We start from the raw sequence: 20,852 nt of genomic DNA on the forward strand, positions 1-20,852 counted from the left end.
GCTGCTAGGCGAGCAGCTTGAGAACTTTGGGGAGTAGGGCGCTTTGTTCTTTTGAGGCTACTTTCTCCATGATGGTATTGGCTAGGTCAACGAAGTCATTTAGAGCGGTTAGCTGTTGATGCAGTTCTTTGCCCTCTGCGGATTTTATCTTTTTCGAGCGATCGATGCAGTGGGAGAGGACCTTGCTGGCTGGTTCGGTTTCACGGCGTTTACGTTCGCGCGCGACGATGCAGAAGATTTTCCAGGTATCTTTTTCCGCTTCGTAGTGGTCCTTGCGTTCGCCCTTGATCACGATTTGCCGTATCAAGCCCCAGCTTACGAGCTCGCGGAGGTTTGTATTTGCGTTCCCACGACTGACGGAGAGTTCTAGCATGATGTCGTCGGTGGTCAGCGCTTTGGGGGATACGAGGAGGAGAGCGTGGATCATGGCCATCGTGCGATTGACGCCCCATTGGCTGCCAAGCGCTCCCCATTGGGTGACGAAGTCTTCTTTGATTTCAGCGAGTTCGTTCATGAGAAAAGTTTGTTCTTTCTGATTTCAAATAGCCGGTAGCTTGCAGCGTGGCTCGCGCAATGCGTTTGGCCGCTGGGACAGCGGCTGCTACCTCTTGGGGTTCGAATATTTTGGATTAGGTTTTCAGAAAATACTGAAAATATAATATGTCAAGTTTAGCCGGAAAGCAGGGGAGTGGTTTTGATCTAAGCAAGTGAAGCTAGAGAAGTGGCAGGAATTCGCTGGGCTCTGTCGTGAAGGGCAGTTCTCGTACCTTTTCGCCTTCGGGAGAGAGGATGAGCAAGGTTGGGAAGGCGCGTGTGTTGTAGCGTTCCATAAAGGCCTCCCCTTCTGGCGATTCGTATTCGATGCGGGCGAAGACGTATTTCTGCTCGATTGCTTTTTGAACCGTAGCGTTTGAGAGGACGTGTTTGTCGAGACTACGGCAGGACGGGCACCAGATGGCGGAGAGATCGGCTAAAACGAGCTTTTTTTCGGCTTTCGCTTTGGCGAAGGCTTGGTCTAGGGAGTGGCGTTCCAAAGGCATTTTCTCGAGGACGTTTTCTCCGAGTCGGGTCTGCACTTCGACGTTGATAAAGTAGGCCGCTGCGATTGCGGCGGCGAAAAGGGCGTACTTGAGCCAGGGCGTTCGTTTGGATTCGGACATGGTGGATTCGGGATTTCGCTTAACTGAATCGGACTTCTAATTGGAGATTCGGGTAGGCAAAGCAAGAAACTAGGAAATTCTCCTAGGAGTTTCACCCCCTGAATTTGCAATTGCCAAGCGGCAAGTCGATCCGACAATGGCGGCGAAATGAAAAACAAGCTCAAGGAACTTCATCAAAAGGCCCGAATCGCTCGCGACGCGACTGCGACTGAAGCCTACGGCGCTGCTTTGGCGGCCATTCAGGAGGGCGAAGTGAGAGCCAACGAAGATTTCGCGGAAGCGAAGGTTCTCGCGGTGGTGGAGAAAGAGGCGGGCAAGTTTGCCGAGTCGGCGGCGGCGTTTGCGAAGGTTGGCCGCGATGACAAGGCGGATGAGATCGCTGCGTGCGCGGATTTACTGAAGGCTTTGCTTCCCGCCAAGCTGGAAGCGGATCAATACCCGCAGCTGGTTGCTGACGCGGTCGAAGCTACCGGTGCCTCGTCCATGCGTGACATGGGAGCGGTGATGGCGAAGCTAAAGTCGGACAACGGTCCTGCCCTCGATATGAAGCTGGCCTCCGCGGAGGTTAAGAAAGTCCTAGGCTAGTCTAGGTTTTCCCGCGGGGCGTTAGGAGTCATTTTTACGGCGACGATGCAGATATCGTCGTCGAATTCGTCGGTACCGGCCGTGAGTCGGAGGGCGGACTTTATGGTTTTTATCTGGCTGGCCAGGCCGTCGCCTTGGTTGTTGAGGAGAATTTCCTCGAGTTTTTGAATGCCGAACTCGTGGCCCATGGCGTCCTTTTGCTCGATGATGCCGTCTGTGTAGAGGAGGAACTCGGTGGTTTCCGTGATCTCAAACTCGTGGCGAACGAATTCCTGTTCCGGGATCAGGCCGAGGGCGGGCCCGATTTCTGCGGAGGGGCAAGGCTCGAACATTTCGCGTCCGGTCTCGTCTCGGGTTTTCCAGAGCGGGCCGGGGTGGCCTGCGTTGGCGACTCGGGCGGTGCCGTTCTCGATGTCGAGAATGAGGTAGACCGCGGTGGTGAAGCGTGGGAATTCCTGGTCTTCCGCGAGGGCGCAGAGGCGTTTGTTGAGCTGGGCTAGGACTTTGGCAGGCTGGTCGAGGATGGCTGAAAACTCGGAAATGAGCCCGCGGAGCAGCATGGTGACGAGGGCGGCTTTAACGCCGTGTCCCATGACGTCGCAGACGAGGATGCCTAGCTTGGTGTCGGAAATGGGGATGAGATCGAAGAAGTCGCCGGCGAGGTGATGGCTCGGTTTGTAGAAGTAGCTGGCTTCAACGTTCCAGCTTGGCCCGTGGCGAAGGAAGCTCCGCTCCTGGTCGAAGCCCATGGACATGAGCGTTTCCTGTAGTTGGCGAGCGACGAGGAGTTCGGCTTCGAACTGGGCGTTCTTCATTCCGAGCTGCTTCGAGAGGTGGCGGGCTTCTTCTTCCGCCTTCTTTTGCTCGGTGATGTCGTAGGTCATGCCTACGATCCCCTCGATACTGCCGTCGCGGCCTTTGAGCGGGACCTTGGAGGTCACGATCCAGGTGCTTTCTTTGAAAACGGTGAGATCGTTGTCGATTTGGTTGAGAATGGAATGGCCTTCACGGACGCGTTTGTCCTCTTCGCGGATGCGGTTGACGCGCTCTTCGTCGCTGAATTCGGAGAGTCGGTGCCCGATGATCTCGCGGGAGCGTTTTATGCCGAGGGCGTCCTTGTAGGTCTGATTGGCGAGGACGAATCGGTCGTCTGGGTCACGCACGAAGATGCGGCACGGGAGGATCTGGATGATGAGGTCGAGCAGGTTGCGTTGGCGCTCGACTTCACGCTCGGCGAGGTAGCGAGTGGTGATGTCCCGGGAGATGCCGAAGGTGCCTCGGATGCGGCCGTCGCTGTCACGTAGCGGCAGTTTGCTGGAGATGATGAAGCGCTGGCGGTTGTTTTCGCCCCGGACGTGTTTCTCCTCGTGGAGGCTGTAGCCGACTCCGGTTTCGATGATTTCTTGCTCATCCTGGAACTGGGTCGCGGCGAAATCTTCGGGGAAATAGTCGAAATCCGACATGCCGATGGCGTCGTTGGGGTCGTCCAGGCCGAGAAACTTGGCTTGGGCTCGGTTGACGCAGATGAAGCGGCTGCGCAGGTCCTTGAAGTAGACGTGGTCGGGGAGGTTGTCCATGAGCTGCCAGAATAGGAGCTCGGGGTTGTTTTCCTCGCTGAGGTTTTCGCGTTGTTTCTTTCCCTGTTCGTAGGCTGCGTCGAGGGCGGCTTTGAGGGCGTTTGGCGAAAAGCTGAGCTTTTTGTCCTCGGGAGCGGTTGAGTCGTACCCCGGCAAGGTGCTGGCGATACTTTTCAAGGATTGGTATGTGGACGGATCCAAGGACATTTTGAGATAAGTTAGCTAGTCCTGATGGCTTGCCAAGTAGGTAAGTTCGAAATCGCTAGAGCGAATTGTGAGGTAAAGATGGAGATTTGGGGGATTGGGCTCATTGTATCCAGCGGTGAATACGGGGGCGATAGGTAGCGGAGTTCGGTTTATTGAATGGTTCGACGGATTGGTGGCTTGCTGCAACGGCTAGACAAGCGTCTTGAGCATTTCGATACGTTTCAGACCCTTGTGTGGTTTCAAGGATCCTTTGAACTTTTTTTGGGGGCTGTAAAAAAATGGAGGATTCGGGGATTCTTTGAATGGCGGATTAGTTTTGCGTAACCAGAGCGAGGCTCTGTTCGTATATGGGCGTAGTCAGTGGGTTCCCTGAGTCAATTATGGGTTTGAAGCAAATAAAAGCCCGAACAGTCTGACTTTCGAATTCGCTGCTCTCTTCTATCATGCGTACACTGAATCACTTTCGACGTTTTCTGGGACTAAGCTCGCTTGTCGCGACAACTTGGATTTCCGCCCAGACAAATTCCTACGAAATTCCGGATCGACTGGATTTGCCGACGGCTCTGGGATTCGCTCTCGAGTATAACTTCGATATCCTGAAGGCGAAGAAGCGTATCGAGGAGCAGAATGGTTTGGTCATCGAGGTGCGCGCTCAGGCTCTGCCGGACGTATCGGTGGGCGGCGAATATTTCGAATTGGATGAGGGCTTGAGCGATCCGGATGGATTTGGTCCGCCGGTGAGTACGCAGTGGTCGCTGGCGCTTAGGGCGCGTCAGACGCTTTACTCGGGGGGAGGCGTGCGAGCGGCTTTGCGTCTGCAGGACTTGATCGAGGAGTCGGCCCTTCTGGAGCTAGAAGCGGTGATCAACAATGTGCTTCTCGACACTCGTGTGGCGTACTACACGGCGCTATTGGCTCGGGCTCGAATCGGAGTGCAGGAGGAGAACATGGTGCTCCTGGAGGAGCTGCTGGAAAACGAGAAGAATCACTACGAGGTCGGGACGGGATCTCGCTTCGAGGTGTTGCGGGCGGAGGTTTCGCTAGCGAACGCGCGACCGGACCTGATTCAGGCTCGGAACGATTTTCGTCTCAGCATCGAAGAGCTGCGGCAGTTGCTCGGGTATGTGGCCGGTGTCAGGGCGGATCAGCGTAAGGTGCCGGAACTGCTAGGTGAGCTGGCGTATTCGCAGTCGCAATACGATCTCGCTTCCTCTCTCTTGAAAGCTCACGAGGAGCGACCAGAGTTGAAACGTTTGGAGAAACTCGTCTCGGCTCAAGAGGAGGGAGTGGTGATTGCTCGCTCTGGATATCGTCCCGAGGTGGCTTTGATTGGCGCGTATCAATTTAACAAGGCGAACGAGTCATCGAGTTTTGACAATGCTCTGGATGGCTGGGTCGCGGGCCTAGAGGTTAATGTGCCGATCTTCGATGGGCGCCGGACGCGCGGGCAAGTTGTGCAGGCGAAGTCCCAGCTGGAGCAGGCTGAAATCGAACTTCAGCAAAGCAAGTTGGCAGTAGAAGTCGAAGTGCGTCGAGCCTACTCGGACATGCAGGCGGCGGCTGAATTGGCGGACGCGAGCATTCAGGTGGTTGAGCAGGCGGAGGAAGCGCTTAACCTAGCGGATGTGCGTTACGAGGCGGGAGATGCGAGCCAGCTCGACGTTTTGCAGGCTCGGGTCTCGCTGACTGAGTCGCGGCTCAATCAGGAGGAGGCGTTTTTCAGCTACAATGTGGCAGTGGCTCAGCTGCGCCGCGCGATTGGCTTAACGGACACAGCTTTCTCGAAATAAGGAGCTGTCTCTGGGCCTACTCTCCTGCGGTGAAGCTGTTTCCGGTGGCGGCCCAGTAGATGCCGCCGTAGACGTGGTGCATGAAGTCGGTGTCCGAGTAAGTGGATGGCAAGTGGCCGAGAGCTGTGTAGAAGGCACGGCCGCCGTCGTAATTTCGGTACCAGCTGACCGGGTGAAAGTCGCCCATGCCGTGGCCGCGTTTTTCTCCCCAATTCGCTTCGGGATTGTAGGTCTTTTCGTCGACGCTCATGAGATAGATGAGCTCGTCGCTGCGAGGCGCGTCGAATTCGTACCACTCGTCGGTGAAGATGAATTTGGGGGCGAAGCGGTCCATGCCGGGAAAATTGGGATCCTCGACCTTGAGCACGGCGGTTTGCACGGCGGGGTGGATGTGGAACATGTGGCCGACCATCTCGGTGTACCAATCCCAGTCGTACTCAGTGTCGGCGGCGCTGTGAATGCCCACGTAGCCGCCTCCGTTTTGGATGTAGCGTTCGAAGGCTGCTTGTTGCTCGTCGTTTAGGACGTCGCCGGTGGTGAGAAGAAAGATCACCACGTCGAAGTTTTTAAGCGATTCGTCGTGGAAGAAACGGTCGGTGTGCTCCGTCCAAGTGAGGCTGAAGTCGTGCAGTTTGGAGAGCTTTTCCATGGCGGTGACTCCGGCGTTTACGGAGTCGTGGTGCCAGCCGTTTGTCTTGGTGTACAAAAGAGCTTTGAATTGCTGAGCGACGCCGTTGGTGGCTGCGAAGCAGAGGGCGAGCAAGAGAAACGATGCGAACTTTTTTGGAGTCATGATGGCTGAGCTTCGCTCAAATGGGACGCAGGTAAAAGAGAATTACGTGCTACGGTGCTCTTACTATTGGGCTGTCGGGATGTTGATTGGGGCTGGATTCCTCCCTTGGAGATGGTAGTGCTGTGCTCCTATGGTCTCTCCCATTTCAAGCCCCCAGCGTCGGTTTTGCCCGGCAAGCGGCAAATCGATTGAGGTGAAGCGTTGTGTGTCGACGCGAATTCTGGAAGCGAACTGTCCGATGAGCTGCCCCTTCAATCCGTTTAATCCGGAGGCGCCGAAGGCGTTTGACGCGATCGTGGGCTTGGGCTTGGCGGCGGCAGGGCGCTGGCTCGAGCAATTGCTGACTCCGAGGGAGTGGGCTCGGCATGTGGACGCGATGGATCGACGTTTTGCGCCGGAGAGGGATTTGCCTCTCATTTCGTATGAGGCGCAGCGGCTTGTGCTGCGGAAAGCCTTGGATGGAGTGGCGTTTCCTGAGGTTAGACGGGCGCTTCTGGATAAGGAGGAGAGTGGCTTGAAGAGCGATGCTCGTCTCGTATTTGAAAAATTGGCACAGAGCGAAGCAAAGCTGGTGCAGATCGTGCAGCCGAATCCTGGCTTGCCGTACTACACGGTGAAAGACCTCTACGGCGGTGGCGAGTATCTGTATGTGGATTTTGGGGATCAAGAGCCTTTGGAAGCGGGAGCTTTGATGTTTGGCCGCTTTTTGGTTCATGAGAATTGTCTGTACGTGATTCCCGGAGTGTTTGTAGGGACGCCGGATGTGCTTGGGCAAATCCAGGAGGAAATCGAAGAGTATCTAGGTGAGGGGCCGACGAGGATCCCTGCTGCTTTGCAAGAGGCGGTTCCGGAGGTTTGGAACATTTGCGCCCAGATCCAGGATGAGCGGGATGGTCTAGGAACGCCGCCGGCGCCAGGTGAGGGCGATCCGGTGCAAGAAGACCCTTGCCGGGTCAGCTTTTTCCTTGATGCGGAAAAGCACAATGCTGTGGCGGCCTTGGATCGTCATCCGTTTTTCAACCGTTACGAGGGAGAGGTCGTTTTGTTCGAAGGTGAGTCTGAGACGATATTCGATGTCTATGTTTTGCCCGAGACGGCTCCGCCGATCGCGGCGTTGGAGGGAGAGGAAGAGTTGGAAGGCGCTCCGCCTAGCCAAGGTGAAGTCGTGCGGGTGGGCTCGGTGTACGTCGCTCGGGAGAAGATGACGATCACTGCGTTGAACCCGATCGAGATGGAGCTGCTCAAAGGGTTGGTGTTGCAAATCGTGGCTTTGCCGAACGAAGCTTAGTTCCACACGAGCCGCTTAGCTTTGGGTGGGCTGCTCGTCGTTTACGAGTAGTTTGCTTACGTTGTGCAGGCGATCTTCGCACCCCATGAGAAGGAGGAGGTCGCCTTCGTGCAGTATTTCGTCGGGGCTGGGGCTGACGACGCGTTGTCCATGGCGTTGGATGCCGACGATGGTGACGCCGTGCTCGGATCGAAGCTGAGTGTCTTTGATGGATAGGCCTTCCCAGGCGCTCATGGGGGGGATGGCTTCCTTGGAGAAGCGGAAGGGGGATTGGGCGGCGTCTGGATCGACTTTCGCCTGATTGAGATAGTTGCGAGCGGCGGTGATTTGGGACGGCTCTCCGAGAAGAAATAGCTTATCGTGTGGAAAGATTCGCGAGTAGGGTTGGATGTCGGTCAGGTCGAATCCTCCTCGCTCGATGCCGGCGATGGTGGTGCCGGTCTGGCGCCGCAGGTCGATCTCCTTGATTTCCTTGCCGGCCCAGCGGGAGTTGGACGGGATGTCGACCGCCTCTACCTGCACGAGCCAAGGGTCCTTCTGCTGCAAGTTGGTAAGGTTCTTCTCGATACGTTTCTCGATTTGGCTGCGGGACTCGTTTTCCATCGATTCGACGAAAGCGAGCTCCCAGTTGTTGTGCATATGCACGAGGCGTTTCCAGAAAACGAACCCGAGAATCAATGCCGCCGTGACAAACGCGATGAAGACGGTGCCGGTGGGGAAGAAGGGAGCGGCTACGATAAGGAAAACGCTGCCGTAGACGAAGAGGAGGAGCAGCAGTATTAGCCCATTGAATACGCTGCGGAAGGCTCCTTTTGAAAATTGATGGAAGAGGCGTTTGCTCAGGGCGACGTCGGAGAGCAGCAGTACGAGCACGTTGAGGTTGCGCATCGTGTCGACGAAGAAGGGCAGGCTTAAGAGGAGGGAGCAGAGGAAGAGCCCTTGCCGAAAGTGCTCAGGCTGGACGGGGATGAAGTCTGGTTTGGAGACGTTTGTGGAGATAATGGCGGCTCCGATTATGATGGCGTTGATGATGAGAAAGTAGAGGCCGACGCGAAGGATGGGGCCGCGCGCGAGCTTGAGGAAGCTACGGTTGAAGGAGAGTTCGAGATTGTCCTGCCACTGGGCGTAGAGTTGGGTGAACTCCTTGGCGGCTTTGGGCGAGTGTTTCTCGATCGTTTTGAGGATTGGCCCTGTGCTGCCGATTAGGACGGGAGTGAGCAGGATGGTGACGAAGGCGACCCCGGAGGCGATGGACTGCAGCTCTGGACTGGTGGCTCCGTACTTCGCTCCGATAGCGGTGATGACGAAGCTGAACTCTCCGATTTGCGACTTTATGAGGGCGGCCCGTCCTGCGACATCCGCGTGTTGTCCACCGAGAAATAGACCGAGCCAGCAGGCTACGAATTTGCCGATAATCACCACGACTGAGAGGATGAGGATGGCGGGGGCGTTTTGCCAGAGGGAGGCAGGCTGGATGAGCATGCCGACCGCTACGAAGAAGAGAGCGCAGAAGAGGTCGCGGAGCGGTTCGGTGAGGTTTTCGATCTTATGGGCGATTCGGGAGCTGGAGAGGATGGCTCCGGCCAAGAAGCCGCCGAGGGCCCAGGAGAATTGGAATTGTTCGGCGATGAGGCTGACGCCAAAGATGAGGCCGAGGGTTGCCATGGTGACCATTTCGGAGGTGCCGTAGCGGTCGAGCAGTTTGACGAGGCGTTTTGCTCCGAGTTTGCCGATGAGAAACACCATCACGATGAAGAGGCCGATGAAGAAGGCAGTGCGTCCGAGGGCGGTGTAGTCGAAGCTGCCTTCAGCGGCCATACCGTTGAGCAGCACGAGCAGTAGGATGGCTAGGATGTCCTCGAACACGAGGATACCGACTGCTTGCTGGCCGTGCCGTCGGTTGAAGCTTCCGTTTTCGCGCATCAATTTGACGGATACCATGGACGAGCTGATTGAAAGCAGTCCTCCGAGGAACCATCCGTCCATGGTTGAGAGATTCAGCCAGGCCGCTGCCTGTCGCCCGATGAAGAGCATTAGGAGGGTTTGCAGCACGAGGGCGCTGAAGGCGGGGGCGAAGACCTGCTTGACTCGTTCGATATTAAACTCGAGCCCGATGTAAAACATCAGGAAGACTACCCCCAGTTCGCTTAGGTCCTGTACATTGGAGAGGGTGACGAGGGCGGGCCAAAGATCGAGGTTGGGGCCGAGGAAGAAACCTGCGAACAGGTATCCAAGAAGTGGGGGCAGCTTTATTTTCGCGCAAATGAGGGAGGCAAGAGCGGCTCCTAGCATAATCCAAGCGAGATCGGAGAGTATGGTGGAGCTATGTGCGGATGCAGCGAGTGGGAGAAGAGAGGCGAGCATGTTTCGGCGGTCTTGGCAAAGTGGAACCGTCGACTAAGGTACTCGTGCTTGCGGCGTAATCAATTCTCTTTGAAAGGAAAAGCGGGAGGGCGTTCGAGTTGGACTTGGTCTAGTTGGGAGCGTTGTACTGGACTTCCAGCTTCAGAAGAAGGGTGGTTGCTGGCTCGATGGGACGAAGGTGCAGCTCCCAAAGGCCTACGTCGACGTGCGTCGCTTGTGTGAGTTCGAGAGGGCTATCGGAGGGGAGACTCCATTGGCCTTGGTTGAACTCCAACTGCGTATCGTGCCAGGTTTTTAGATCCTGGGAATGGAAGCACTTCCAAATCAAGTGGGGATCGTTTACCTTTAGCAGAAGAATTGATTCGGTGTTTTCGTGAGTCGGTGTCGCTTTAAGGAGTGCGTTCGGAGACTTGTCGCTCTGGCTTGGGTCGGAGTTCAAGTAGTATTCGAGCCCGTTGGGGCGACCATCGAAATCGCTATCCACGGAGAAAAGCTCATATCCGGCGGAGTGTTCGTGTAGTTTCTCTCGTATCCAAACATCGAATGCCCCGGCATTGAGATTGTCTTGAGGCACTAGGTTCAGAATGAAGGCTCGCGAGAAGGAAAGCCCGGTGGAGTCGGTTACTTTTGCGCGAATTTTGTAGGTGCTGCGTTGCTCGATGTCGAAGGATGAATTGGAAACGAGGGCGTTGTTCGCTATTTCGAAGAGCTCGTTATGGTCGCTGCCTTCGCCGGAAGCGAATTCGTAGGAGAATGATTCGTATTGATCTGGGTCGATCCCATAGAATGTGGCGAGCGGGGTGCCGCTAGGGGTGTTTGCTGCAAAGATCTGCGCGGTGAGGCGCAGGTCGGTTGGCGCTTCGGGGAGATTCAGAACAGAGATCGGGATGAGGTCGGTAAGCGAGGCTTGTTGGGAGCCGGTTGCGGTCATTTCGACGAGTAGCTCCGGGTGCGTCTCGAAATTGGCGTTTTGCTTGGCGTAGAGCTTATTGCCTTCGACTCTGAAGAAACCGTTGTGGTTGGACGGGCTTGGTTGAGCTAGGGTGAATGATATGGGGTTCGCTAGTTCCAAGTTTGCTAGGCCGATGGTGCCGACCTCTTCGTTGAGGTTGGCATTGTTTTCAAGGATTTCGGGAGTGGTGACGTAGAGGAAGGGGGTCGTGTCTATCGGGCCTGATCGCTGGTGTAGTGGACTTTGGATACGGTTGTTCTCAGTTGGGATTGGGTATCGAATGGCGTTGCCATTGGAGTCGGTGAGGTAGAGGTTGCCGTTGAAATACGAAACTTCCTGTGGCGTTATGGGCAGGGTCAGAGAGTGGGTTTTGACGAAGTCGCTGTTGTAGATTTCGAGCTTCTTCTGGGCGATGCTATAGAGTAGGGCATTTGTGTCTTGGATGTAGTCGGAGTTGTGGGGAATGCTTCGCTCGTCCCAGTTTTCAAGATCGGTGGTTTGATATAATTTGTTGTAGGACTTGAGGGTGAGCTTGTTGCTTCCTTGAGGTAAGTGGAGGGTGAGGCTTTCTCGTGGAAATGATCGGACTTCTTCCCAGACCTCTTCATCGCTCAATTTGAGGAGCTTGTTGCCCCAGCCGCTTTGATCGGAGTAATAGGCGAGTTTGAGATAGTCTTCTCTCAAGAGAGCGTATCCAGCGGATGAGAAGGTTTCGTCGGTCGGGGTTTGTATGCTGCGCCATTCGACTGCATCTTTGCTGAGGTACTCGTGGAGGATTTGGTTGCTGGTGTAGGTGGCGTAGAATAGGCCGTTTTTGTATTCAAGTGTCGGATGTAGGTTTTGCTCCGATTCGCCAGGTTCAGGATAGGATGAAACCTGAGTCCAGGAGCTTCCATCGGTCGAAGTGTAGACGTCTCTGCCCCGGAGACCGATGAACCGGTCTTTGTATCCAATTAGTGAGTTTATGTATTGGGTTGTGGTCGTTTCCTGGAATTCGATACCGTCGGAGCTGACGAGGTGGTTCGTTCCATTTGAGAAGAGAACTTTCGAGTCGTTGGCGGTGACGAGGTGGTAGGTTTGGGAGCCGTCGGTCCATTCTGGCAGGTCGTGTTTGCCTGTTCCCACTTGGAGGAGGCTATTGCTCGTGTAGAGGGTAAAGTGGGAGCCGACGCTGGCGACGTTTAACCAGAAGGAGTCGAGCGAGCTTAGGGCTTCATGGCTGCCGCTTTCGACAAGCGTTCCCGAGTGGTCGAGCAGAGAGTATTGGCTTGTATCGAAAAGCAGGATATACTCGTCGTTTGCTGCTAGTCCGGAGAAGAGAATGTCGGTTTCGAAGAGAGTGGTAGGCGAGTCAGCGAGAGGAGCGGTCGACTTTACGATTCGAAGTTTGGCGCTGCCTGAGATGGACTCGGGCCAATAGAGCGTTTCTCCATGCTGGAAGGCTTGTTTGCCTGGGGAAATTGGGATCGCGTTGTCTTCCCAGTCGTTTGTTTCCGGAAGGTAGCGTAGGATGCTGTTGTGGGCCTGTCCGTAGAGATCGCCGTCGATTTCGAAGATCCGGTAGAGGTATTTGAAATTGTCGCCCTCTGGGATCCTTCCCCAGGACTCCTGGTCATGCGAGAAGCTGAGATAACCGTAGTTGAGGCCGTAGTAGGCGTTTTGATTTCGGAATATTTGGCGGTAGGATGGGACTTCGCCGTAGAGCGAGGCGGCTTTGTTCCAGTGCCTGCCATCGCTGGAGGTAAAGGTGTTACCGGATGCGTAGATTGTGACTTGTCCGCCGTTTTGAAAGACGTTGTAGACTCTTTCTGATGACGAACTGAGGGGTAGGTAGGACTGGGTCCAGTTCTCTCCGTCTTCGCTCGTGTGGAGCTGGCCGTTGGGTTGGACGATTGTTAAGGCGTTGTTGAGGTAGTAGTGCCCTACGATGCTTTCGCCCGCCAAGTTGATTGGCTGCCAGGCGTCGTCATTTTCAAGGTTATCGTTTTGAAGTTTGACCCATTCGGTGTCGGTGGAGCCGTCCTGCTTGGTCATGTTTACTTTGAGCCAGTGGTCTAGGTTTGAGGAGGGGGTTCCTTTTAGGCTAAGGTTAGATTTGTCCAAACTCAGCCAATCCGGTAGCCCTTCAATTTCCATGTCTGTGTAGCCTTCGATCCTTATGGCTGTATCCAGTTGATGGTTGCGACTGAATGTGATGACGCTTGGAAGGAAGGTTTGGGGAGCAGGATGAGTTATCTCGACATCATCGACCCACGAGAGCATGTGGAACGGGAGCGTTCCACCAAGGCTAAGGGTGTGGGACGTCATTTGCCAGGCAACCGTATGAAGACCCGGCTCGGTTATTTCATATTCCGCCTCTTCCCAGCCTTCGGAACCGAAACGTCGGAGTCCGGTGTCCTTGCCGTCGACAAGGAATGAGAGGTTGAAGTACTGGTTGCCTTGTACGTTCCAGAGGAACTTGACTTTCGCGGGGCCAAAGACTTGGCCCTCAAGCCGGGAGGATTCGCCCGCTTTCAGGTCGGTTCCCAAAATAAAGGCGGAGTCCTCTCCGTCGGCCGAAGTCTTGGTGTCGAGAACCCATGGGATCGTGCCGACTGAATACCACGATTCGGTGGGGCGATCTATCGCATCAGGAAGTCCGTTGGGCGAGGTGACGCTGAGAGAGATGGGCCAAGTGCGTGCGTCGCCGAATGCGTTGCTTGCTTCGAGGAGATAGGTGCCGTTGTGCAGTACGGAACTGGCGTTTTCCAACTTGAGTGTCGGGGTAATCTGGCCGGGGAGTGGGACGCCGTCTCTGAACCATCTGAATTGGAGGGGGCTGTGTCCTTCGACGTCGATAGGAATGAGCGCGTCTTGTCCTTGTTCAACAACTACGAGGTCGGGTTGTTTCGCGATGTATGGGGCTTCTTCGGTGTTCGTGTTGTAGCGAACGTGAATTGGGGCAGAGGTCGTGCTGCCGGCCTCGTTTGTGGCGGTAAGGGTGTATTGCCCTTCTAGCTCCGGCCCGAATGGGGAGATGATTAGTGCTTGGCTGTTTGAATTCTCGATTGGGCTGCCGTTTCGTTTCCAGAGGTATTCGACGGGAATGAGGCTGTCGACGCTTACGGAAAGTGTAACTTGGCTGAAGCTGGAGGTTACTTCTTCGGGTTGTCTCTCAATTGTTGGCGGGACGAGGGCTTCTGCGAGCGGCACGACTTGGAGTTCGAAAATATCCTTGTAGTTGGTATCCACCCATTCGTTGTCGACCCACCGGTCTCCGACGTAGTGAAAGGTGTAGGTTCCTTGATCCTCGAGAGTTGTCTGGGGAATGAAGATGCTGGTTTCGCTTTGATCGAGATCTTGGTCGTCTTTCTTCCAGCCTGTTTCGTGACTGGAGTCGAAATAACTGGATGTGCGGAGGAGAGCTGGTTGTCCTTCGGCGATTCTGAGTTGGCTGCGGTTTCCAATCTGGTTTCCTTCCTCATCAGTATCTGACTCGCTTGTAGTGCCGCTTTGATACACGGTGAAGTCGGCTAGCCATCCACGGTCGTTTCCGGCGAAGAGAAACTGGTCCTTTTCGAATGTGAAGAGAACTTCATGAAAACCGTCTGGAATTTGGTAGCTGCAACCTCGCCAGTCGGTCGGTTTGTTCAGGTAAGGCTTCAAGCTGCCTTGCAGGATTCCGTCGACATAGAGTTTGAGGCCATCTTTCCCTGAGGGGTCGCAGTCAGCCTTCCAGCTGTAGCTTATGGTGCCCGGACCTTCGACACGTGCGAGCAAGCCGGTTTGTTCAGAATCCTCGATAGCTCCCGATTCCATGGCGAAGTCGCGGTTGGCATGCGGAGGCGTGACTCGATCTTGCAAGCGCCATTGCTTGGTGGCTGGGAGGAGCTGTTTTGCCCAGAGTATGTTTGCTGAGGATGTACTGATATTGTCAGGGGCAGGTGTGAGGGAGTAGGCGAAGGCCATAGCGTTTTGGCTTGTTGTGCCTGCGGAATTGGTCGCTCTTAGTTCGTACCTTCCCTGTTCGTTTTCTTCCGCTTCGGGGATGCTGAGACTTGGGGCATCTGCTCCTGCGATGGGTTCTTCGTTGAAGTACCATTGGTAGGTGATCGGCTCGTCGCCTATCACTTCGGTGGCGATGTTGATGGTGTCGCCAACGATGTAGTTTTGGGTTCTGAGCGAGGTTGTGAAGATGGGCTTGAGAGGAAAATGGGGCGTTTTGATCGAGTTTTCCAAGTCAAGCATGCCGGTGGCGATCACTTTGTCTTCGAGGCTCTCGACTGGTTTCGCTCCGGAGACGACGCGGTTGATCAAACGGAATGTGTCTTCCTCCGGGTAATGGGCTTTGAGAAGGGCTAAGGCTCCCGAGACATGGGGGCAGGCCATGGAGGTTCCTTGGTAGCTCGCGTATCCACCTTCTGAATTCACGGTCGAGTAGATTTCGACTCCGGGAGCGGCGATTTCGACGGTTTTCTTCCCATAGTTCGAGAACCAGGCGAGATTGCCGCGGCGATCATGGGCGGCGACGGAGACGACGCTTGGGAGTTCGTAGCTGGCTGGGTAGGCGGGTGCGGTATCTGTGTTTCTCCGAGAGTTTCCGGCGGCCGCTACTGTGATGATACCGGCATCTTCAGCCTTCTCGAGGGCTTCGTAGAGGGTTTGAGAGTATCCGCCTCCGCCCCAGCTGTTGCTGGTGATGTGGGCGCCCATGTCTGTGGCGTAGTTGATGGCTGTGACTGCGTCGCTCAAGGTGCCCCATCCTCCTGCGCTGAGGAACTTGCAGCCCATCAGCTTCACGTTCCACGCGACGCCGGAGATGCCAGTCTCGTTGTTGCCTTGGGCTCCGATGGTGCCGGCGCAGTGTGTCCCGTGGGAGTGATCGTCGAGAGGATCTCCTTTTCCAGTTATGGCGTTGATCCCGTATACGTCGTCCACGTAGCCATTTTCGTCGTCGTCGATATCGTTGTCTGGGATCTCGTTTGGGTTAACCCACATGTTGTCGGCGAGATCTTCGTGCGTGTAGAAGATCCCGGTGTCGATGACCGCGACGACGATTTCTTCGGCTGAATGCCTAAGATCCCATGCCTCTGGGGCATTGATGTCGATGTCGTCTTGGCCCCCGTGTTGACCTGTGTTGTGGAGGCCCCAGAGGGTTCCGTCTGCGAATGAGGGATCGTTGGGTTCTGTCTGGGTGAAATAGAGGTAGTTGGGTTCGATGAAACGGACTCCGTCCAAGGACTGGGCGTCTTCTCTGCTGGCGAGAATCAAGTCGATGCTGTCGGTCGCTCCCGTTTCGAGGGTGTAGGGGCTGTAGGGAGATTGTTTTAGAGGGACGGGCGCATCTGTTTGCAGATTGGATGGGGTGGCGGTGTAGCCCGGTTGGAGCGAGACGACTACGTTTCTGGCTAGCGATGCGTGGGAATGCTGTAGCTCGATTGGGCCGCCTTCTGGAAGCGTAAATCTCTCTTCGATGAGAATGCGAACTCCGCTTTCTGAAGGATCTTCGATGAGCGTTTTTCGGTCTTCGATGTTTTGTGAGCGACGGTAGACTTGGGTTTCAATTATCTCTGCGTCGGGAAAGAAACGCTTGGATTGACCGTGTATCCAATCTTGAACGACAGGATCTGAAAAAGGGGTTCCGTTAAGCGGCGGCTGGGAAGTTGCGACGATTGGCGGCAGCGCTTGTTCTGGCTGGGACGTTTCACCAGCAGTCGGGAATTGAGGTTCAGCGGGAGGCTTGGCGGGCTTCTCCGCCAGTCGCAAGACGAGTATTCCAATGAGGGTGAGGCACAGGCCAAGGGCGAGGGCTATTCGAGACCTTTTCATGGCAAGAGTTGAGATGGGATTCCGAGTGAAACAAGAGGTTGAGTGTGCTTAGCACATGGTCCGAAATTGGTAAATGTGTAAATCGGACGTAAACACGCGTAGAGTGAGGGGGGAGTCGCTTGAACCGGAAACAAAAAAACGCGTTCCCAGGCGAGGGAACGCGTTTTGAAAATAGGGTGATTGTTTCGCGATTACAGGATCATGAAACAGAGGGCGAGGATCACTGTTGGGAGCAAGGCGCCGGCCATGAGCTTGATGGGAGCGATTCCGCCGTCGAAGTACTTGTTTAGGAGGGACTGACCAGCTGGGTTCGGAGCGTTGGCGATGACGGTCAAACCGCCTCCGGTTCCGGCTCCGGCCACCACTGCGTAGCGAAGGGCGGCGGCTTCAGGTTCGCTGAAGGCAGGAACTTGAGAAGCGAGGTAGGTGATAGCCGCGTTATCGTTGAATGCGGTCAGTACAGTGGAGCCAATAAACAGTGGCAGCTCGGTGAGCGAGCTCAGTACTGGAGAGATCCACCAGCCTTGTAGACCGCCATGGGTGACGAGTCCTGCGAGGAAGAAACCGACCAGCATCGGCCCTTTGAGGCTGATTTGGTATTGGTGGTGGTCGGTCGCCATGGTGAAGGCGAGGAAGAAGAGGAAGCCGCCGATGAAGAGGGCTGGGTGGTGGAGTACGATGATGGTCCAAGCTAGGAAAATCGCGTGGACGGTGACAATCCAGGTAGGGGCGTTCGACTCGGTCTTTTCGATCTTTGGCGACTCAGCGACCTTTTTCTTCAGGTCTGAGAAGGATTTGCGGAAGATGGCGAAGTAGATGACGTTGGAAATCAAGATACCTACGATCGCCTTCCAGCCGTAGTTGAAGAACATGAATGGCATGTCCCAGCCCCAAGTGCCTGCTACCATGAGTACGGGAGGAGCGGCGAAGTGGGTGAGGGTGCCGCCTACGGAAATATTCACGAAGAGGAGGCCGAGAGTGGCGTACTTGTGAGTGGAGCTTGGGTTGTGCTTGTAGAATTGCTGACCGAGGAGGATGGCAGCGATCGTCATGGCGGCAGGCTCGGTGATGAACGAACCGAGGAGTGGAGCGATGGTGAGAATAGAGAACCAGTACGCTCCAGGGCTGCGTCCGCCGAGGCCGGCGATGAGGGTGACGTTGCGCTCGGCTGCTTGCACGATTGGGCGCGAGGATGCGATCGCCATGAGAACGACGACGACCATCGGCTCCACGAAATTTCGGGTGTCGATGTAGCCTGTGGCGACTCCCCAGCTGCCCTTCATCGCTACGATAGCGATGATCAGAGGGATGAGCCAGAGGCCGAAGACTGCCTCAACTTCTCCGAGAAAGTGGAAGAGCGTAGCCTTGAAGGATACGGGGCGCTTCCCTTCGACGCCGTTGTGTGAAATGACGCCCTTTTCGAGCTTGTGCTCGTGATCGTGCTCAAATTTGTGCGCGAGCTTCATGAGGGAGCCGGCTACGAAAGTGTGGCAGATCGCGAGGAAGAAGATGGCGGTGGCGACCACGTTGAACGGATCTTCCGCGGCACGCAGCTTGAGTGTCTCGATGAGAGTGAGCTCGCGATCGAGTTCCTTCGCTTTTTCGGCTTCCAGTTCAACGTAGTGTGAATCTGGGAGGGGGAAATTGGAATCTCCAGCCGCGCCGTGACCGCCGCCCGCGGCGAACAGATCGGCGCCGCCCAGGCTTACGAGGGCGAATGCAGCCAGAAGAATTAAAGAAAGGTGTCGTTTCAGACGCATCATTTAATGGGATCGCTAGTTTACGTGTGTTCTCACTGGCCTTCTCCGGAAGGCAGTACTTCTCAAATTGGAAGGGAGAGTGGCGGCAAGCAGAATCGGCGCCTTAGGTGGCGGTTTTCTAGGAAGAAACTAGGGAAATCGTGTAAGAGCGACTCCCCGCGCCACGGGTAGGGGCAATGGTCTACTTCGACTGGAAGATCGAGCTTTGCACGCAGGCGTGGATGAGCGAGCGGAAGCCGTAGTCGTTGGTCTCGGCCTGTTCAACGATTTGCGCGATTTCCCGACGATCCGCGAACTGGATCTCGGAACCGGTGGCGTAGGTGAGCAGCTTGTTGGCGAGATTGTGGGCGATCTTCTCCGGTCTTTTAAGGGCGTGGGCTTTGAAATCGGTGATGTCTTTGATGAAGCCGCCGTCTGGCAAATCGTAGCTCGGGTCGACCCTTGGGCCGATGATGCGATTCTTTTTTTCGTTGAGCCCGCGATAGTTTTTACGCCAGCCGCCGATCACGTCGTAGTTTTCCAAGGCGAAGCCCGGTGGATCGATCTTCTGGTGGCAGGACATGCAGGAGGCACTGGAGCGATGCTTGTCGAGCTGGTCGCGGATGGAGACGGCGCCGCGGATATCGGGTTCGACGGAGCCTGCGTTGTCAGGCGCGGGGGCGATGTGTTCGCCGAGGATGCGCTCGAGGAGCCAAACGCCGCGAATGACGGGCGATGTGGTGGTGCCGTTGGCGGTGACCTTGAGGATACTGGCTTGGGTGAGAATGCCGCCGCGATGAAACTTGGGGGAGAGAACGACTTCTTCGTAGTCGTCGGTCTCGATTCCCTTGATGCCGTAGTGGCGTGCGATTCGGTCGTCGAGCATCGCGAACTCGGAATCGATCACGTTTGTGACGCTGAGATCTTCTTCCACCATTTTGGAGAGGAAGGCGCGTGTTTCGCCCAGCATGGAATCTTTGAGTATAGAGTCGAATTCTGGATACATGCGCCGATCAGGTGTGGTGAAGTCGATCTCTTTGAGGTCGAGCCAGCTATCGGTGAAGTTTTTGGAAAACTCTTTGGCTCGGGGGTCGTCGAGCATGCGGTCGACTTGTTGGGCGAGTTTTTTGGGGTTTGATAGGTTTCCGGCTTTGGCTTCTTGCATTAGCTCCTGGTCGGGTGGGGAGCTCCAGAGGAAGTAGCTGAGGCGAGAAGCGATATTGAAATCGTCGAGTGTTCCCGGGGCTTCGACGAAATAGAGAAAGCGTGGGGAGCTAAGGATGGAGCGGTAGCCGGCACGAAGGGCGGCGGCGATCGACTTGCTGGTCGCGTACTCCTCTGCGGCGAACTGCAGGTAAGGCTCAAGTTGCTCGTCGCTGGCAGGGCGGCGGAAGGCGCGTTCTGCGAATTTGCTGACTAGCTCTTTTATGTCTTTGAGGGGAGTCTTGCCGCGGAGCTGGCCTTTGCGCAACTCGAGGTCGCCAAAGAGACGCTGTTGCAAAGCGGCTTGATCGAGCCCTAGGGAAACACGTTCCATGTGTACCCACTCTACGGCGACACCCGGTTTGTCGTCTCGATGGAAGATGTTTGTGGGAAGGTCTAGCTCTCTTAGAATTTGGGTCGACGACCATTCGATGGTCCGGTCGCCGGGACGCACTGAGAGCATGTGGCCTTTTTCGAGCCAAGCGTCGAAGGTGAAGTTTTGCGGTTCCTCGCGTGCGGCGAATTTGCCGATCCAGTACATGGTGGGGGCTCGGGCTCTGCAGAACCCGCTTTCGACTTGTGTCCAGATGGGGCGCTCGTCGGAGGGGTTGAACGCTTTGGCTCGGATGGTGATACGGTACCAACCGCTTTCGGGAACTTCTGTGGCGTCCATCTTGCCATGGAAGGCGTAGGAAGTGGGGAAGGCGACTGAATGGTCGTCTATGAAGAAGGCTTGTCGATTGTTGCCGTTTCGTTCTGGGCCGACGGAGAGTTCGCTCGCGGGGAACGTTCGGCTGTATTGAGGAAGCGGAGCTCTGGCTCTGGCAAAGGCTTCGTCGAGGCAAAGATCGTTTACCTCCATGAATTTTTCGAGGAGATGATAGGAGACGCTTTGGACTTCTGCCTGGTTGCTGAATCCGTGTTGCTCGGCGTCTTCGGGAAGCAGGTTGAGGATCGGTATGTCGACACCGAGCACGTCGTGAAGCGTATTCTCGTATTCGATACGGTTGAGGCGACGAGAGCGGACACGGCCGTGGCTATCGATCTGCTTCTTTGAGCTTAGGTGCAAGCTCTCTTCGAAGGTCTTGAGGAAATCGTGTCGCTCGTCTTGTTCGATGACGAATTCGTCCTTGGGCGGCATCTCCTGATTTCGAACCCGATCGTGAATGAAACTCCATTTTTTCATGGAGACGGGGTCGGAGGGGATGAAGGAGAGGGATTCGAGGTCGAGATTGCCTTTCTTGTCTACTTCGTTGTGGCACTCGTAGCAGTTTAGATCGAGAAAGTCATGAATCTCGGCAGGGAGCTCTTCTTCAGCGGGAAGGTCTGCGTAAGCGAGCGTGACGATAGAGATCCCCAAGGCAGGGATGATGGTGCGAAGCATTT

At 55.6% G+C, this 20,852-nt stretch carries 11 protein-coding genes; 3 read left to right on the plus strand and 8 right to left on the minus strand.

The genetic code is table 11. The annotated features are described in order from the left end of the window. Window positions 1-4: 4 nt before the first annotated feature. On the minus strand, window positions 5-514 hold the full coding sequence (locus JIN87_RS14655; protein WP_200356330.1) for a GbsR/MarR family transcriptional regulator: 510 nt from the start codon (window positions 512-514) through the stop codon (window positions 5-7). A gap of 199 nt (window positions 515-713) precedes the next feature. Beyond that, entirely contained in the window at window positions 714-1,160 is a 447-nt protein-coding gene (locus JIN87_RS14660; protein ID WP_200356331.1) for a thioredoxin family protein, read from the minus strand. 147 nt (window positions 1,161-1,307) lie between these two features. On the opposite strand from JIN87_RS14660, the gene JIN87_RS14665 reads away from it, so the two are divergent. Further along, window positions 1,308-1,745: a GatB/YqeY domain-containing protein gene (locus JIN87_RS14665; RefSeq protein WP_200356332.1), complete on the plus strand. Its 438-nt coding sequence runs from the start codon at window positions 1,308-1,310 to the stop codon at window positions 1,743-1,745. Here the strand turns inward: JIN87_RS14665 and JIN87_RS14670 are convergent. Further along, complete coding sequence (locus JIN87_RS14670) at window positions 1,742-3,529, minus strand: SpoIIE family protein phosphatase (protein ID WP_200356333.1); 1,788 nt, start codon at window positions 3,527-3,529, stop codon at window positions 1,742-1,744. The two genes, JIN87_RS14665 and JIN87_RS14670, sit on opposite strands and share 4 nt — an antisense overlap. Window positions 3,530-3,972: 443 nt before the next feature. On the opposite strand from JIN87_RS14670, the gene JIN87_RS14675 reads away from it, so the two are divergent. Further along, window positions 3,973-5,319 carry a TolC family protein gene (locus JIN87_RS14675; RefSeq protein ID WP_200356334.1) on the plus strand — a complete coding sequence of 449 codons (1,347 nt, stop codon included), beginning with the start codon at window positions 3,973-3,975 and terminating at the stop codon, window positions 5,317-5,319. A gap of 16 nt (window positions 5,320-5,335) precedes the next feature. Here the strand turns inward: JIN87_RS14675 and JIN87_RS14680 are convergent, their stop codons facing one another. Next, a complete protein-coding gene (locus tag JIN87_RS14680; RefSeq protein ID WP_200356335.1) occupies window positions 5,336-6,112 on the minus strand; it encodes a ThuA domain-containing protein in 777 nt (258 codons plus the stop codon). Window positions 6,113-6,242: 130 nt separating this feature from the next. On the opposite strand from JIN87_RS14680, the gene JIN87_RS14685 reads away from it, so the two are divergent. Beyond that, window positions 6,243-7,400, plus strand: a complete 1,158-nt coding sequence (locus JIN87_RS14685; RefSeq protein WP_200356336.1) for a hypothetical protein — start codon at window positions 6,243-6,245, stop codon at window positions 7,398-7,400. A gap of 15 nt (window positions 7,401-7,415) precedes the next feature. On the opposite strand, the gene JIN87_RS14690 is transcribed toward JIN87_RS14685, so the two are convergent. The 4 genes from JIN87_RS14690 to JIN87_RS14705 all read right to left on the minus strand — a co-directional run bounded on the left by JIN87_RS14690 (window position 7,416) and on the right by JIN87_RS14705 (window position 20,850). Then, window positions 7,416-9,764, minus strand: a complete 2,349-nt coding sequence (locus JIN87_RS14690) for a cation:proton antiporter (protein ID WP_200356337.1) — start codon at window positions 9,762-9,764, stop codon at window positions 7,416-7,418. Window positions 9,765-9,873: 109 nt separating this feature from the next. Continuing rightward, window positions 9,874-16,524, minus strand: coding sequence for a S8 family serine peptidase (locus JIN87_RS14695; protein WP_200356338.1), 6,651 nt, complete (start codon window positions 16,522-16,524; stop codon window positions 9,874-9,876). A gap of 191 nt (window positions 16,525-16,715) precedes the next feature. Continuing rightward, complete coding sequence (locus JIN87_RS14700) at window positions 16,716-18,287, minus strand: putative Na+/H+ antiporter (protein WP_200356339.1); 1,572 nt, start codon at window positions 18,285-18,287, stop codon at window positions 16,716-16,718. Between the two features lie 178 nt (window positions 18,288-18,465). Then, window positions 18,466-20,850, minus strand: a complete 2,385-nt coding sequence (locus JIN87_RS14705; protein ID WP_200356340.1) for a DUF1592 domain-containing protein — start codon at window positions 20,848-20,850, stop codon at window positions 18,466-18,468. Between the last annotated feature and the right edge of the window lie 2 nt (window positions 20,851-20,852).

This window comes from Pelagicoccus mobilis (assembly GCF_016595505.1).
GTDB classification, from domain to species: Bacteria; Verrucomicrobiota; Verrucomicrobiia; order Opitutales; family Opitutaceae; genus Pelagicoccus; species Pelagicoccus mobilis.